13 protein-coding genes are annotated in these 15,186 nt (G+C 66.9%); 7 read left to right on the forward strand and 6 right to left on the reverse strand.

Annotated elements, in window-relative coordinates:
* Positions 1 to 24 precede the first annotated feature (24 nt).
* Both ABB25_RS11500 and ABB25_RS11505 read right to left on the reverse strand, forming a co-directional pair.
* On the reverse strand, positions 25 to 2,274 hold the full coding sequence (locus tag ABB25_RS11500) for a winged helix-turn-helix domain-containing protein (protein WP_057666966.1): 2,250 nt from the start codon (positions 2,272 to 2,274) through the stop codon (positions 25 to 27).
* 297 nt (positions 2,275 to 2,571) lie between these two features.
* On the reverse strand, positions 2,572 to 3,372 hold the full coding sequence (locus ABB25_RS11505) for an AfsR/SARP family transcriptional regulator (protein WP_160319436.1): 801 nt from the start codon (positions 3,370 to 3,372) through the stop codon (positions 2,572 to 2,574).
* A gap of 664 nt (positions 3,373 to 4,036) precedes the next feature.
* Between ABB25_RS11505 and ilvC the strand changes: the two genes are divergently transcribed.
* The 7 genes from ilvC to ABB25_RS11540 all read left to right on the forward strand — a co-directional run bounded on the left by ilvC (position 4,037) and on the right by ABB25_RS11540 (position 11,682).
* The gene (gene ilvC, locus ABB25_RS11510) at positions 4,037 to 5,011 is read left to right on the forward strand and encodes a ketol-acid reductoisomerase (RefSeq protein WP_057666940.1); all 975 of its coding nucleotides are present in this window, start codon (positions 4,037 to 4,039) and stop codon (positions 5,009 to 5,011) included.
* Positions 5,012 to 5,050: 39 nt separating this feature from the next.
* Positions 5,051 to 6,772, forward strand: a complete 1,722-nt coding sequence (gene ilvG, locus ABB25_RS11515) for an acetolactate synthase 2 catalytic subunit (RefSeq protein WP_057666942.1) — start codon at positions 5,051 to 5,053, stop codon at positions 6,770 to 6,772.
* Positions 6,756 to 7,013, forward strand: coding sequence for an ACT domain-containing protein (locus ABB25_RS11520; RefSeq protein WP_057666944.1), 258 nt, complete (start codon positions 6,756 to 6,758; stop codon positions 7,011 to 7,013). Before ilvG ends, ABB25_RS11520 begins: the two co-directional genes overlap by 17 nt.
* Before the next feature lie 81 nt (positions 7,014 to 7,094).
* Complete coding sequence (locus ABB25_RS11525) at positions 7,095 to 8,183, forward strand: threonine dehydratase (RefSeq protein ID WP_083488292.1); 1,089 nt, start codon at positions 7,095 to 7,097, stop codon at positions 8,181 to 8,183.
* On the forward strand, positions 8,180 to 9,718 hold the full coding sequence (locus tag ABB25_RS11530) for a 2-isopropylmalate synthase (protein ID WP_057666946.1): 1,539 nt from the start codon (positions 8,180 to 8,182) through the stop codon (positions 9,716 to 9,718). The genes ABB25_RS11525 and ABB25_RS11530 overlap by 4 nt, the downstream gene beginning before the upstream one ends.
* A gap of 113 nt (positions 9,719 to 9,831) precedes the next feature.
* Positions 9,832 to 11,175, forward strand: a complete 1,344-nt coding sequence (gdhA, locus tag ABB25_RS11535; protein ID WP_057666947.1) for an NADP-specific glutamate dehydrogenase — start codon at positions 9,832 to 9,834, stop codon at positions 11,173 to 11,175.
* Positions 11,176 to 11,265: 90 nt separating this feature from the next.
* Positions 11,266 to 11,682, forward strand: a complete 417-nt coding sequence (locus tag ABB25_RS11540) for a hypothetical protein (protein ID WP_057666949.1) — start codon at positions 11,266 to 11,268, stop codon at positions 11,680 to 11,682.
* Positions 11,683 to 11,708: 26 nt separating this feature from the next.
* Here the strand turns inward: ABB25_RS11540 and ABB25_RS11545 are convergent, their stop codons facing one another.
* From ABB25_RS11545 to ABB25_RS14775, 4 genes are all read right to left on the reverse strand, one after another.
* Positions 11,709 to 12,791, reverse strand: a complete 1,083-nt coding sequence (locus ABB25_RS11545; RefSeq protein WP_211259320.1) for an NAD(P)-dependent alcohol dehydrogenase — start codon at positions 12,789 to 12,791, stop codon at positions 11,709 to 11,711.
* Between the two features lie 268 nt (positions 12,792 to 13,059).
* Positions 13,060 to 14,382: a Na+/H+ antiporter family protein gene (locus ABB25_RS11550; protein ID WP_057666954.1), complete on the reverse strand. Its 1,323-nt coding sequence runs from the start codon at positions 14,380 to 14,382 to the stop codon at positions 13,060 to 13,062.
* A gap of 115 nt (positions 14,383 to 14,497) precedes the next feature.
* A complete protein-coding gene (locus ABB25_RS11555; protein ID WP_057666956.1) occupies positions 14,498 to 14,884 on the reverse strand; it encodes a hypothetical protein in 387 nt (128 codons plus the stop codon).
* Between the two features lie 53 nt (positions 14,885 to 14,937).
* Positions 14,938 to 15,186: hypothetical protein (locus tag ABB25_RS14775; protein WP_211259321.1), on the reverse strand; the 249-nt coding region annotated here is incomplete at its 5' end.

The following is a 15,186-nucleotide window of genomic DNA, read 5'->3' on the forward strand; positions in this document are numbered from 1 at the left end:
AAAGACTTACGAAAGCAAATTTACCTACAGAATCAATCGCTTGGAGAAATACTCAAGCTGAGCCTCAGCTGTATCGAACAACGGCATCAGGCCGATATCCCCGCCCTCGCGTTCAGCCACGGCCATCAACAACGCACCATCTTCAGCGCTGCTGAAGCCACCGAAGCTGGCAGCCAGCCGGCGGTCCAGGCAACGCAGGTCCTGGCCACTGTCACGCTGCTGCGGTTGGGGGTTCAGCAGCCGCAGCGCGTTGCGGCAGTGCGCTGCGATCTGGCTGTACCAGATGCTGCCATCGGCAGAGACCTCCCAGCTGCGGTAGCGCCAGCGCGTGGGCCAATGGGTGTTCACCACTGCGGTCTGGCCGCTGGCGGTATCCCAGGCAAACAGACCGGGACGGTCAAAACGGGTGAACAGCACCCGCCCACGGCTGCGGTCCCAACGCAACTGGCTGACGCCATCCAGACGGGCCAGTTCCTGCCATGGCGTGCGGTCACGGTCAAACAGCCGCAGCCGGCCGCGGTCATCGGCACGTTCCAGTACCAGCAACTGGTTGGCGCTGTCGGTATAGGCAGCCTGCAGGATTTGCGAAGACACCGGTACCGGCAGCGGCACCGCCGTACCGGCGCCGGAAAGCTCGTACAGCACGCTGCGCTGCGCCTGGTCCTGACCGATCAACAAGGCGTGCTGGCCCTGCCGGTCCCAGACCGCCTGCTGCCTGACATCGGGCTGCACACCGACCACCAGACGCAGCGCACCGCGGCCATCGCCACGTCCCTGCCAGACCGCCGGGACGCCACTGCGGTCGGAAAACAGCAACAGCTGCTGGCCATCGGCCGACAGGGCCGGTGCCAGTTCGCGGCCGACACTGGGATAGATCCGCTGCGGCGGCTGGTCGCGGCCATACCGCAGCAGTCCGGTTTGCGCGCGCCGCTGCATGAAGGCCAGCATCGGCACCTGGCGTGCGGCAGCCGGCAGCTGCGCATCCTCCACACCGAGGTCGCGCCAGACACCGGGCTGCCGGGTGTCCAGCTGCTGCAGCCGGGCCTCCATCCCGATCCGACGACCGACCACGATATGGCGGCTGTCACTGAGCCAGCTCAGCCCGCGGATCTGCATCAAGCCCGGGTCCAGTGGCTGCAGTGCACCGCCCCCGGCCGGCATCATGTACAGCCGTCCCAGCTGCGGATTGCGCGCAAACACCAGCCAGCGCCCATCCGGCGAGATGCGCGGGTTGTAATCCAGGTCACCGGGCTGGCGCGGATAGTCCAGCGGCTGCCAACGGCGCTCGGCGATATGGAACAACGCAATCCCCGCCCGCCCGGGCTGGGCGGAAAAACTGCCGATGACCAGCGTGCGGCCATCGGCGCTGAAATCAAAACTGAGCAGTTCTGCCGGCGAGCAGTCCAGCAGCTCCACCGGTGGCTGCTGGCCATCGGCGGCGGCCAGCATCAACTGGCAACGGCCATCGGCATGAAAGCGCGCGAACGCAATCTGGCTGCCATCCGGCGACCAGCTGGGCAGGCGGTCATGCGCCTGCAGCGGGGTGTCGCTCAGGGCATGCAGCGGACTGTTGGCCAAGCGCTTGCGCACGAAGATCTGCGAGCGCTCCTGCTGGCTGTTGACCGCGGTATAGGCCAGCTGGTCGCCCGCTGGCGACAGCGCGGGGTGGGTTTCGGTTTCCAGGCTGGAGGTCAACAGCCGGTACGGGCGTACCGGCAGCGGGTTGCTGGAGGCCGCCTGGGCCTGGCTGCGCTGCTGCCACAACAGCCACGACAGCATTGCGATCGCCAGCACCAGCGCCACCGCCAGCGCAATCAACAACCAACGCCGCAGCACCCGCCGACGCCGGCGCGGCGGCTCCGCGCTGAAGCCGGCTTCGGTCGGACGCAGACCCGGCTCCGGGGCGTCTGGCGTGGCCGGCAAGGACATAACCGCAACCGGCACCAGCAGCCGATAACCGCTGCGCGCAATGGTTTCGATATAGGGCTCACTGCCATCGGCAGCGGCAAAAGCCTTGCGCAGCTGGGTCACGGCCTGGGTCAGCACGTCATCGGTCGGTGCCGAATCGGGCCAGACACCGGCCAGCAGGCTCTCGCGTGTCACCACTTGCCCGCCGGCTACTGCCAGCAGCCGCAATACCGCCATTGCCTTGGGGGTTACCCGGCGAACCCGCGGCGAGGAAGGCCCGGTAATCTCACGCGACGCCGTTTCGACACGGCAGCGGCCAACCTGCAGCACTATGGCAGTGGCCACTGCCGATAGCGCAGAAGTCATTGCCCAGCACTCCACGTCAATCGCCAGGATCGACCGGTAGCGGGCAACGGACACAGGCTGGCGCAAGCGCCAGAGGCAGCAAACAGCATCGGCATGTACAGCAAAGGGTTTTCAGCCGCAGGAGGATAGCCTAGGCATTGTTAATCGCAGCCGACAACGGCCGCGGTGACGGCAGGCAAATCTCTCTCTCGCCGACGCATTCCAATAACCCGAAACATCCTGCATTCGCGCCGCATGGCGCGCTTTTTTTGCCTGTGCATCCGGGCACCCGCTGCCACCTGTGTGGCCGGCCCACGCTTACACGACGGTGGCCTGGATGCAGCGGGCCAGAACCGCGGTGTCAGGGTCGGGCAACACCCCCAGTTCCTTCTCCAGCTGCTGGGCCAGGCTCTGGTAACTGGCCAGGGCGAGCTCGGCCTGGCCCAGCGCGCAGTACAGCTGCATGCGCTGCCGGTGCAGGCGTTCATCCCAGGGATCGACCTGGATCTGGCAGCGCACACATTCCAGCGCCAGCCGCCAGTCGTGGCCGCGCTCGGCCACCGCCCGCAGGCGCTCCAGCGCCCGCCGCCACAACTGCCGGTACCAGCGCCGCTGCCCAGCCAGCCACTGGTCAAACGCCGGACAGCCATCGACATCCCAGTCCGCCAGCAGCTCATCGCAGTGCAGCAGCCAATCCATCGCAGGCAGCTGCGCGCTGTGCTCGCCGATGGCCACCGCCTCGATGATCTGCAGGTCCACCTGCGCCTGGCCCCAGGTCAACTGCAGCTGGACATGCGTGCGGTCGATCTGCAGCACCTCCGGGCCCAGGATCGGCAGCAGCCTGCGGCGTAAATCGCACAGTACCTGACGCAGGTTGGTCAGCCCGGCGCTGGCAGGCAGGTCGGGCCAGAACAGCTCTGCCAGGTCACTGCGCCGATGCCGGCGGCAGCTTTCCACCGCCAGATAGCTCAACAGCCCGCTGCCCTTGCGATACAGCAGCCTTGGCCTGGCCGCAGCGGCTACTCCCTCCTGGGTGACCAGGCCCAGTAACGGCGTTACACCAGCCGAAGGCTGCCAGAGTCGATCCAATCCGGTCGGCCATTGTTCAAGACTGCTCATTGCATTGCCCTGGTTCCGAAGCGGGGCCACTCCCCACTGGACTACCGGCAAACAGCCGCAATTCCTATCACGCTGGCCGAGGCTGATTGGCCGGACCATACGGGCATCGTGCACCTGCCACAGCGGGCTTTCATGCGCAAAACCGGGGAAAACCATTGGTTTCAGATTCAACCAGATGGCCGTTACCGCTGTAACGATCACGCTGCCACAACGCCTGGCCGGCAACCGGCTGCTAGCGGGTCAACAGCGGGCACAGCATCGCTTGACAGGGCAACAAAGCCCATGGTTCTCTCGACCCATGCTGCAACGCCACATTCCCCTGCCGACCCCTGCATCAGTGACCACCGCGGTCGCTCAGCTGGTGGTGCTCCTACTTATTACCGGACCTACAGGTGCGGGGCTTTCTGACGCGTAGACACCCAACGTCAGGATCAAGTCAAAAACCCCGCCCCGCTCCCGGTGCGGGGTTTTTCATTTCCAGCCTTTCTTTCAGTTGAAACCATGAGCCAGCCCACCATGACCACCGCCGCCAAACCTCAGCAGCCCGCTGGCGCTGGCAGCGCGCCTGTGGCCTGCGCCTGCGCTTCCCGCAATGCCCCCGACACAGCCGCTGCGTAATCCACGCCGCGGCTGTTTTTTTGACTCCAGCAAGGACCCAAGCACGATGAGCAGCAACGACAAGCCCCAGATCAAGATCACCGTGGTCGGCTACGGCAGCCAGGGCCGCGCCCATGCGCTGAACCTGCGTGATTCCGGCTTCGATGTCACCGTGGGCCTGCGCCCGGGTGGCCCGACCGAGGCGAAGGCCCAGGCCGATGGCTTCACCGTCAAGCCCGTGGCCGAGGCAGTGGCCGATGCCGACCTGGTCGCGGTACTGACCCCGGACATGGTGCAGAAGAAGCTCTACAACGACGTGCTGGCGCCGAACCTGAAGCAGGGGGCCTGCCTGCTGTTCGCCCACGGCCTGAACGTGCACTTCGGCATGATCACCCCGCGCGAGGACCTGGACGTGGTGCTGGTCGCGCCCAAGGGCCCGGGCGCGCTGGTGCGTCGCGAGTATGAAATCGGCCGCGGCGTGCCGTGCATCTATGCCGTGCACCAGGACAAGAGCGGCCAGGCCGAGCAGCTGGCCCTGGCCTACGCCGGCGGGCTGGGCGGCGCACGCGCCAACATCATCAAGACCACGTTCAAGGAAGAGACCGAGACCGACCTGTTCGGCGAGCAGGCGGTGCTGTGCGGCGGTGCCTCGGCACTGGTGCAGGCCGGTTTCGAAACCCTGGTCGAGGCTGGCTACCAGCCGGAAATCGCCTATTACGAAGTGCTGCACGAGCTGAAGCTGATCGTGGACCTGTTCTACGAAGGTGGCATCACCCGGATGCTGGAGTTCATCTCCGAAACCGCGCAGTACGGCGATTTCGTCTCCGGCCCGCGGGTGATCGACGCCTCGGTCAAGGCGCGGATGAAGGACGTGCTGACCGATATCCAGAACGGCACCTTCACCCGCAACTGGCAGGCCGAATACGACGCTGGCCTGCCCAACTACAAGCAGTGGCAGCAGGCCGACAAGGATCACCCGATCGAGAAGGTCGGCCGCGAGCTGCGCGCCAAGATGGTCTGGCTGCAATCCCAGAACGCGTAACCGGCGCGGTCCCCCACCCGCTTCAGGCAAAGGTCACACATGAACACCCAAGCACCAAGCACGCCGCGCAATGGCGCGCGCTGGTTGACCCAGGCCCTGGAGGCCGAAGGCGTGGATACGCTGTTCGGCTATCCGGGCGGCACGATCATGCCCTTCTACGATGCCCTGGTGGATTCCTCGCTCAAGCACATCCTGGTACGCCATGAACAGGGTGCCGCGCTGGCTGCCAATGGCTATGCGCGGGCCAGCGGCCGGGTCGGTGTCTGTGTGGCCACCTCCGGGCCGGGGGCCTCGAACCTGGTCACCGGCATCGCCGATGCGATGCTCGACTCGGTGCCGATGGTGTGCATCACCGGCCAGGTACCCACGCCGCTGCTGGGCACCGATGCCTTCCAGGAGCTGGACGTGTTCGGCATGACCCTGCCGATCGTCAAGCATTCCTGGCTGGTGCGCAGTGTCGACGAGTTGCCGGCGGTGGTGGCCGCAGCCTTCAGGATCGCCCGCGAAGGCCGTCCCGGCCCGGTGCTGATCGACATGCCCAAGAACGTGCAGCTGGCCGATGCCAGCCACCTGCCGGCGCATGTACCGGCCAGCGTGCCACCGGTGCCGGCACCGTGCCCGCAGCAGCTGGAACAGGCCATCGCCGCCATTGCCAGCGCGGAAAAACCGGTGGTGTATGCCGGTGGCGGGGTGGGCCTGGGCAAGGCGGTGGACGCGTTCCGCCAGTTCGTGGCCAACAGCAACATCCCCACCGTGCTGTCGCTGCGCGGGCTGGGTGCGCTGACCGCCAACGATCCCAACTACCTGGGCATGCTCGGCATGCACGGCACCCGCGCGGCCAACATGGCGGTGCAGGAGTCGGACCTGCTGATCGTGGTCGGTGCCCGTTTCGATGACCGCGCCACCGGCAAGCTGGTCGAGTTCGCCCCGTTTGCACGGGTGATCCACATCGATGCCGATGCCTACGAGATCTCCAAGCTGCGCACCGCCGATATCGCCGTGCCCGGCAACATCGCCGAGGCGCTGCAGGCACTGCAGTCGGTGCGCACGGACTGTGCACCGTGGCGGGCCCGCTGCATCGGCAACCGCGAACGCTTCCCGGCACGCTATGACGCCCCCGGCAACAGCATCTACGCCCCGTCGCTGCTCAAGCGCCTGAGCGAGCTGGCCCCGGCCGATGCGGTGATTGCCTGCGATGTCGGCCAGCACCAGATGTGGGTGGCCCAGCACTGCCGCTTCAACCACCCGGCCAACCACCTGACCTCCGGCGCGCTGGGCACGATGGGCTTCGGCCTGCCGGCAGCGATGGGTGCGCAGTTTGCCTGCCCCGAGCGCACGGTGATCCTGGTCAATGGCGATGGCGGCTTCATGATGAACGTGCAGGAGCTGACCACCATCGCCCGCTGCAAGCTGCCGGTGAAGATCATCCTGCTCGACAACGCCTGCCTGGGGATGGTGCGCCAGTGGCAGGAGCTGTTCCATGCCGAGCGCTACAGCGAGATCGACCTGTCCGACAACCCGGATTTCGCCGCGCTGGCCCGCGTGTTCGGCATCCCGGCCAGCCGCATCGATGACCGCAGCCAGGTCGAACAGGCCCTGGCCGAACTGCTGGCCAGCGACGGCCCGGCCCTGCTGCATGTGGCCATCGATGCGCGTGCCAATGTCTGGCCGCTGGTGCCGCCGAACACCGCCAATTCCCACATGCTCGATGCCAACCCGGCCCACCGCGCACAGGAGACCGTCAATGCAATTCCGGCTTGAGCTGCAGATCAGTGCTGCCGAGGGCGCCATTGTGCGTGTACTGGGCATGATCGAGCGGCGCGGCTTCACGGCCCATGCCATCCACGCCGAGCGCAACGGCGATGGCAGCTGGCAGCTGCAGATGCTGGTGGATGGCCAGCGCCCGGGGCATACCCTGGCGCTGCAGCTGGGCAAGGTCTACGACTGTCTGGCCGTGGCGGTGACCGCGCAGGCCGAGGTGGCCGGAGCACCGGTGGCATGATGGTTTGCCCCGCCCCTGCCGTTACCGGCCGGGCCCACCCACGGGCAGCACGGCAGCGCCGGCCCGCAGCGGCCGCACGCCATGCGTGAGCAGCGCGCACCGCTGGCACCGGACGGCGTGGAAAGCCGCGTCAGCGTGGCCGATGTGCTGGCCGCCAAGGCGCGGCTGCGCCGCTACCTGCCCGATACCCCGCTGCATTACGCCGAGCGTTTCGGGGTCTGGTTGAAGCTGGAAAACCTGCAGCGCACCGGCTCCTACAAGGTTCGCGGCGCGCTCAATGCGCTGCTGGCAGGGATCGAACGCGGCGATGAGCGCCCGGTGATCTGCGCCTCGGCCGGCAACCATGCCCAGGGCCTGGCATGGGCGGCCTGGCGGCTGGGCGTGACCGCGATCGCGGTGATGCCGACCGCCGCGCCGGCGACCAAGGTGGCCGGGGTCAAGCACTGGGGTGGCACCGTGCGCCTGCATGGCAACAGTTATGACGAGGCCTATGCCTTTGCGTTGAACCTGGCCCAGGAAAACGGCTGGCGCTTCCTGTCCGCCTTTGATGATCCGGACGTGATCGCCGGCCAGGGCACCGTCGGCCTGGAACTGGCCCCGCACGCGCCGGATGTGGTGATCGTGCCGATCGGCGGCGGCGGGCTGGCCTCCGGGGTCGCGCTGGCGCTCAAATCCCAGGGCGTGCGCGTGGTCGGGGCCCAGGTCGAGGGCGTGGATTCGATGGTCCGTGCCATCGCCGGTGACACCCGTGCCATCGACCCGGTGCCAACCCTGGCCGACGGCGTCAAGGTCAAGATTCCCGGCTTCATCACCCGCCGGCTGTGCGCCAGCCTGCTCGATGACGTGGTCATCGTGCGCGAGGCCGAGCTGCGCGAGACCCTGGTGCGGCTGGCGCTGGAAGAACACCTGATTGCCGAAGGTGCCGGCGCCCTGGCCCTGGCCGCCGGCCGCCGCGTGGCCGGCAAGCGCAAATGCGCGGTGGTCTCCGGCGGCAACATCGATGCCAGCGTCCTGGCTGGCCTGCTTTCCGACATCCGCCCGCGTCCGCCGCGAAAACCGCGCCGGCGCACCAGCGAACGACTACGCAGCGGCCCCCAGGGCCGCAACAGCTCCAGCAATTTTCCGCATACTTCCTTTATTGCCACCGCCGGCGAGGAGACACCCAGGTGACCACCGACCGAATTCGAATTTTTGACACCACCCTGCGCGACGGCGAGCAATCCCCCGGCTGCAGCATGAGCCCGCAACAGAAGCTGGTGATGGCCCGTGCCCTGACCGAACTGGGCGTGGACATCATCGAAACCGGCTTTGCCGCCAGCTCGCAGTCCGACCGCGAAGCGCTGGCGCTGATTGCCGCCGAGCTGAAGACCCCGGTCCTGGCGACGCTGTCGCGCTGCCTGCCCGGCGACATCGAAACCTCGGTCAAGGCACTGGAAACGGCCGCCCGGCCGCGCCTGCACGTGTTCCTGTCCACCAGCCCGCTGCACCGCGAACACAAGCTGCGGATGAGCAAGGAACAGATCCTGGAATCGGTGCACACGCATGTCCGCCTGGCGCGCAGCTACATCGACGACATCGAGTTCTCCGCCGAGGATGCCACCCGTACCGAGCTGGACTTCCTGACCGAGGTCGCCCAGGTCGCCATCGCTGCCGGCGCCACCACGATCAACCTGCCGGACACCGTCGGTTTCACCACGCCGGAAGAGATCCGCAACATGTTTGCCCACGTCATTGCCAACGCCGCCGGCAGCGACAAGGTGATCTTCTCGGCCCATTGCCACAATGACCTGGGCCTGGCGGTAGCCAATTCGCTGGCCGCCATCGAAGGCGGTGCGCGCCAGGTCGAAGGCTCGATCAACGGCATCGGCGAGCGCGCCGGCAACTGCGCCATCGAGGAAATCGTGATGGCATTGAAGGTGCGCAACGCCTTCTACGGCCATGACACCGGCATTGATACCCGCCGCATCGTGGCCACCTCGCAGCTGCTGCAGCGCCTGGTCGGCATGCCGGTCCAGCGCAACAAGGCCATTGTCGGTGCCAATGCGTTCGCCCACGAATCGGGCATCCACCAGCACGGCATGCTGCGCAACCGCAACACCTACGAGATCATGCGCCCGGAAGATGTGGGCTGGGAATCCTCGCAGATGGTGCTGGGCCGCCACAGCGGCCGCGCTGCGGTCGAAGCCCGCCTGCGGGCGCTGGGTTACTGGCTGGAAGAAGAAGAGCTGGCGCTGGTGTTCGAGCAGTTCAAGGCCCTGTGCGAGCAGCAGCGCGTGGTCACCGATATCGACCTGCAGACGCTGATGCACGGCGCCCCGGTGCAGGACGGCTACCGCCTGGCCTCGATGACCATCTCCGATGTCGGCCAGCGCGCCAATGCGCTGGTCGAGCTGTCCGACCCGGAAGGCAACCGGGTCTGTGAGACCGCCAGCGGCGATGGCCCGGTCGATGCGCTGTTCGCCGCGCTGTCGGCCGCTACCGGTGTGGCCCTGAGCCTGGACAGCTACCACGTGCACAGCGTCGGCATCGGCGCCGATGCCCGCGGCGAGGCCAACCTGAGCGTGCGCCACGAAGGCGAGGCCTATGAGGGCACCGGCACCAGCCGCGATGTGATCGAAGCCAGCGCGCTGGCCTGGCTGGACGTGGCCAACCGCCTGCTGCGCCAGCGCCAGGGCAGCCGGCAAGCGGAGACATCCAACGCCTGAGTACGGCCGGGGCCGGCTCCCCGCTGGTCCCGGCAGCGCTGCCTGAAGTATTTAACCCACACTGTGCCGCCGCCCTGCCCGGACGGCGCCAGGACGCAAGATGGAAGGCCCCCATGCACCATTCAACTCCCGATGCGTTCCTTGCCCATATCGCCCGCCGTGACCCGCTGCAGCCGGAATTCCTGCAGGCGGTCAAGGAGGTCATCCACAGCCTTTGGCCGTTTCTGCAGCGCAACCCGAAATACCGGGAGCAAGCCCTGCTCGAACGGCTGGTCGAACCGGAGCGGGTGATCCAGTTCCGCGTGGCCTGGGTCGATGATGCCGGGCGGGCGCAGGTCAACCGCGCCTGGCGCGTGCAGCACAGCTCGGCCATCGGTCCGTTCAAGGGCGGCATGCGCTTCCATCCGTCGGTGAACCTGTCGATCCTGAAGTTCCTGGCCTTCGAGCAGACCTTCAAGAACGCACTGACCACGCTGCCGATGGGCGGCGGCAAGGGCGGCTCGGATTTCGACCCCAAGGGCCGCAGCGATGGCGAGGTGATGCGCTTCTGCCAGGCACTGATGCTGGAGCTGCACCGCCATCTGGGGGCCGATACCGACGTGCCGGCCGGCGACATCGGCGTGGGTGCGCGCGAGGTCGGCTTCATGGCCGGCATGATGAAAAAGCTCAGCAACAATGCCGCCTGCGTGTTCACCGGCAAGGGCCTGGCCTACGGCGGCAGCCTGATGCGCCCGGAAGCCACCGGCTACGGCACGGTCTACTTCGTCGAGCAGATGCTGCACCACGCCCGCCGCGAGACCCAGGGCGCACGGGTGCTGGTTTCCGGCTCCGGCAATGTGGCCCAGTACGCGGCGCTGAAGGCCGCCGACCTCGGCGCACGGGTGCTGACCTTCTCCGATTCGGGCGGCACCCTGTACGCCCGCGACGGCTTCGATGAGTCGGGCATGGCCGAGGTGATGGCGCTGAAGAACGAGCGTCGCGGCCGTCTGGCCGAGCTGGCCGGTGACCGCCGCTTCGAGTACCTGGCCGGCAAGCGCCCCTGGCACATCCCGGCCGAGATCGCCCTGCCCTGCGCCACCCAGAACGAGCTGGACGAGGACGATGCCCGCACCCTGGTCCACAACGGCGTGCTGTGCGTGGCCGAGGGCGCCAACATGCCTTCGACGCTGGAAGCGGTGGACGTGTTCCATCACGCCGGCATCCTGTACGCGCCGGGCAAGGCCTCCAATGCCGGCGGCGTGGCCACCTCGGGGCTGGAGATGAGCCAGAACGCGCTGCGCCTGTCCTGGCGCCATGCCGACGTCGATGAGCGCCTGCACGTGATCATGCGCGAGATCCACGCCAACTGCGTGCAGCACGGCAAGCGTGCCGATGGCAGCGTCAACTATGTCGATGGCGCCAATATCGCCGGCTTCGTCAAGGTCGCCGACGCGATGCTGGCCCAGGGCCTGTACTGATCACCGCCCAGGTCATGCGTACCCCGGCCGGATTCCTCCGGTCGGGCGCAGCGATTACCCTGTCGCCCCTCCCCCTCGCGCCCGACGGCAATGTCCAAGCTCCGCCTGTTGCTGCTCCTGCTGCCGCTGTTTGCGCTGTATGCCGCGATGGAGGCCTACTCGTGGACCAGCCGGACCGCACTGGCGCAGGAACTGGATGTCTCGCTCGGCCCGTGGGGCAGCTGGCTGCTGCCCTGGCTGGATCGGCTGAGCCCGGACATCAGCCAGGGCGTCGGCGCCTACTTCCATGCCCGCAACCAGTGGGGCTGGTCCTGGCCGGCGGCCGTGGTCTATGGCTTTCCCGGCGTGCTGCTTGCCATCCCGATGTTCGCCGCCGGTCTTAGCCTGATCCTGTGGGGCTGGGTCAACGAACGCTTCGCCCCGAAGCAGCCACCAACAGCGCATGACGCGCGCAACGCTGCTCCCCCACCTGGCAGCAAGCACCCGGACGATGACCTGCCGCACTGAGCGGCAGGCCGCCGTCGCCATCGCGCTTACGGCTTGATCGCGATCTTCAGCACGCCATCGCGCTGGTTGGCGAACAGGTCGTAGGCCTCGACGATGTCGTCGAGCTTGCGCTGGTGGGTAACCAGCACGCCCAGGTCCAGGCGGTTGCCCTGGATCACGTTCATCAGCCGGCGCATGCGCTCCTTGCCGCCCGGGCACAGCGCGGTGCGGATGGTGTGGTCGCCCAGGCCAGCGGCAAACGCCGACAGCGGGATCGCCAGGTCTTCCGAATACACGCCCAGGCTGGACAGCGTGCCGCCGGGCTTGAGCACCTTCATCGCCTGGCCGAAGGTCATCTGCGTGCCCAGCGCCTCGATCGCGCTGTCCGCGCCCTTGCCGCCGGTGAGCTTGTGCACCTCGGAAACCACATCGACATTGCGGAAGTTCAGCGTGACATCGGCGCCCATCTTCCTGGCAATGGCCAGGCGCTGGTCGTTGCCGTCCACCGCGATGATGGTGGTGGCACCAAGCAGGCGCGCACCGGCGGTGGCACACAGGCCGATCGGCCCCTGCGCGAACACCACCACGGTGTCACCGATCTTGATGTTGGCGTTCTCCGCGCCCTTGAAGCCGGTGGACATGATGTCCGGGCACATCAGCACCTGCTCGTCGGTGAGCCCGTCGGGAATCGGGGCCAGGTTGGCCTGGGCGTCGGGCACCAGCACGTACTCGGCCTGGGTGCCATCAATCAGGTTGCCGAAGCGCCAGCCGGCGGTGGCCTTGTAGCCATGGCAGGCGCAGCGGTCACCGTCCAGGTAGCTACCGTCCTGGCTGGCAAAACCATCCTGGGCGGCGTAGCTGTTGAAGTTCGGGCAGATCGCACCGGCAATCACGCGCTGGCCCTCGCGATAACCACGCACCGCGCTGCCGAGCTTCTCGATCACCCCCACCGGCTCATGGCCGATGGTCAGGCCCTTGGCAACCGGGTACTCCCCCTTGAGGATGTGCACGTCGGTACCGCAGATGGTGGTGGTGGTGATGCGGATCAGCGCATCGTTGGGGCCGACATCGGGAATGGGCTTGTCGACCAGCTCGATACGACCCTTCTCGACAAAAACAGCAGCTCTCATCATGGCCATGCGGTTTCTCCGGTAACGGCGGTTGGTCGGGCCATCCTACTCCGCTATCAAGACAGCGCCATGCGCCGGATCAATTGCTGCGCCGGGCCCGGCCCTGAATGCAGCGCAGGCAAACCATCGCGGGCCATTCATTGACCCTTTCTTCACCGCAACCGGCCCGCATGCGCCGCGCAAGGCCCATGCCGGCTGTTGATCCGCCGCGCGCCCGCGCTGTTCGCGCAGCAGGGCCACGCACTGCGCTAGCGGCAACTCGGCCGGTTTACAGCACCATCGCTGCGACCCAGCCGAACACCAGCAACGGCAGGTTGTAGTGCAGGAAGGTCGGCACCACCGAATCCCAGATGTGGTGGTGCTGGCCATCCACATTCAGCCCCGAGGTCGGGCCCAGGGTCGAGTCAGAGGCCGGCGAACCGGCATCACCCAGCGCACCGGCAGTGCCGACGATGCACACCGTGGCCATCGGGCTGAAACCCAGCGCCACGCACAGCGGCACGAAGATCGCCGCGATGATCGGCACGGTGGAGAACGAGGAGCCGATGCCCATGGTCACCAGCAGGCCGACCAGCAGCATCAGCATCACACCGACGCCGCGGCTGTTGCCGATCCATTGCGCCGAGGCATCCACCAGCGACTGCACCTGGCCGGTGGCGGTCATCACCTCGGCAAAGCCCTGGGCGGAAATCATGATGAAGCCGATCATCGCCATCATCTTCATGCCCTCGGTGAACAGGTCATCGGCCTCGCGCCAGCGCACCACCCCGCTCACCGTGAACACGACAAAGCCCAGCAGCGCGCCGATGATCATCGAATCCAGCCACAACTGGGTGGCAAAGGCCACCGCCACCGCCAGCCCGGCCACGGCCAGCGTGCGCGGGTTGTAGGCGGTGCGGGTGCTCTCGGCCTTGCCGACCCGTGCCAGGTCGTAGACGCGCGGCTTGCGGTAGCTGATGAAAACCGCAATCAGCAGGCCCACCAGCATGCCGATGGCCGGGATCAGCATCGCCTTGGTCACGTTGACGCCACTGACATCCACCCCGGCCTTGGCCACGTTGGCCAGCAGGATGTTGTTCAAGAAAATGTTGCCAAAGCCCACCGGCAGGAACATGTACGGCGTGATCAGGCCGAAGGTGATCACGCAGGCGATCAACCGGCGGTCGATCTGCAGCGTGGTCAGCACATACAGCAGCGGTGGCACCAGCAGTGGGATGAAGGCGATATGGATCGGCAGGATGTTCTGCGAGGACACCGCCACCAGTGCCAGCAGGCCGATCAGCAGCCACTTCACCGAGGACGCGCCCTTTTCGCTCTGCTGCCGGCCGACCAACGCCAGCGCCTTGTCCGACAGCGCATGGGCCAGGCCGGACTTGCCGATCGCCACCGCAAACGCACCCAGCAGCGCGTAGGACAGCGCCACCGTCGCACCGGCCCCCAACCCCTTGTTGAAGGCCGCCAGCGTGGCCTCCATGCCCAGCCCGCCGATCAGGCCGCCGGCCAGCGCACCGATGATCAGCGCCACCACCACATGGATCCGGCACAGGCTCAGCACCAGCATGATGCCCACCGCCGCAAGGACTGCGTTCATTGGAATTCCGTCATCAAAAAAGGCCGCCACGCGGCCTGCCGGAACCCACATTGCCGCAGCGCAACAGGGCTGTCAAAGCCGGCGTCCTACCGGCCAGGACAGCCCCATTCCAGCATCAGAAATCGGCCGTGCTGCGCAGATAGACATGCAGCGTATGGGCATGGGCGTAGTCGCGCATGCGCTGCCGGTGGTGCTCGACAAAAGCGGCCGGGTTCATCGCCGCCTGCATCCGCTCCGCCTCGCCCGCAGCCGTGACCCGCGAACGGATGAAAGCCTCGAACGCATCGATGCAGCCGGCATGCGCCGCAATCGCCACCTCGGTGGCGGTAGCGCGCTGGCTGGTCACCGCCCCGGCATAACGCCGCGCGTAATCGGCCTGGCAATCCAGCACCGCGCGCGCCTGCGGATCATCGCCGTACAGCGGATCGACAGCCACATCGGCCAACGCCCATGGCGCACTCGCCACCAGGGCAACACCCAACATCCAGTGCTTCAACAGCATGATCCTCTCCTTGGTTGAACGAACCGAAAGGTAACAGCCTTTGTCGATGCAGGTCATGGGTCGTTCTGGCTGCAGCGGTCACTGCCCTGGGCGCAGCAGGCAAAGCCACTCCCATCATGATTGCCGTTGCCGTTGCCGTTGCCGTTGCCGTTGCCGTTGCCGTTGCCGTTGCCGTTGCCGTTGCCGTTGCCGTTGCCGTTGCCGTTGCCGTTGAGCTTTCGCTTTCCTGCCCGAGCCGTAAAGCGTGCCGAGCATCGCAGCGGGCCGGGGATAAAGGTGCGGGACGTTTGGGAGAGGACAGG

Origin of the sequence: Stenotrophomonas koreensis, from assembly GCF_001431525.1 — a bacterium.
Taxonomy (GTDB): domain Bacteria; phylum Pseudomonadota; class Gammaproteobacteria; order Xanthomonadales; family Xanthomonadaceae; genus Stenotrophomonas; species Stenotrophomonas koreensis.

Coding starts and splice junctions, on each gene's coding strand:
- ilvC (WP_057666940.1), top strand. CDS start 4,037: ATGAGCAGCAACGACAAGCCCCAGATCAAGATCACCGTGGTCGGCTAC.
- ABB25_RS11545 (WP_211259320.1), bottom strand. CDS start 12,791: ATGAGAGCTGCTGTTTTTGTCGAGAAGGGTCGTATCGAGCTGGTCGAC.
- ABB25_RS11505 (WP_160319436.1), bottom strand. CDS start 3,372: ATGAGCAGTCTTGAACAATGGCCGACCGGATTGGATCGACTCTGGCAG.
- ABB25_RS11540 (WP_057666949.1), top strand. CDS start 11,266: ATGTCCAAGCTCCGCCTGTTGCTGCTCCTGCTGCCGCTGTTTGCGCTG.
- ABB25_RS11550 (WP_057666954.1), bottom strand. CDS start 14,382: ATGAACGCAGTCCTTGCGGCGGTGGGCATCATGCTGGTGCTGAGCCTG.
- ABB25_RS11520 (WP_057666944.1), top strand. CDS start 6,756: ATGCAATTCCGGCTTGAGCTGCAGATCAGTGCTGCCGAGGGCGCCATT.
- ilvG (WP_057666942.1), top strand. CDS start 5,051: ATGAACACCCAAGCACCAAGCACGCCGCGCAATGGCGCGCGCTGGTTG.
- ABB25_RS11525 (WP_083488292.1), top strand. CDS start 7,095: ATGCGTGAGCAGCGCGCACCGCTGGCACCGGACGGCGTGGAAAGCCGC.
- ABB25_RS11500 (WP_057666966.1), bottom strand. CDS start 2,274: ATGACTTCTGCGCTATCGGCAGTGGCCACTGCCATAGTGCTGCAGGTT.
- gdhA (WP_057666947.1), top strand. CDS start 9,832: ATGCACCATTCAACTCCCGATGCGTTCCTTGCCCATATCGCCCGCCGT.
- ABB25_RS11555 (WP_057666956.1), bottom strand. CDS start 14,884: ATGCTGTTGAAGCACTGGATGTTGGGTGTTGCCCTGGTGGCGAGTGCG.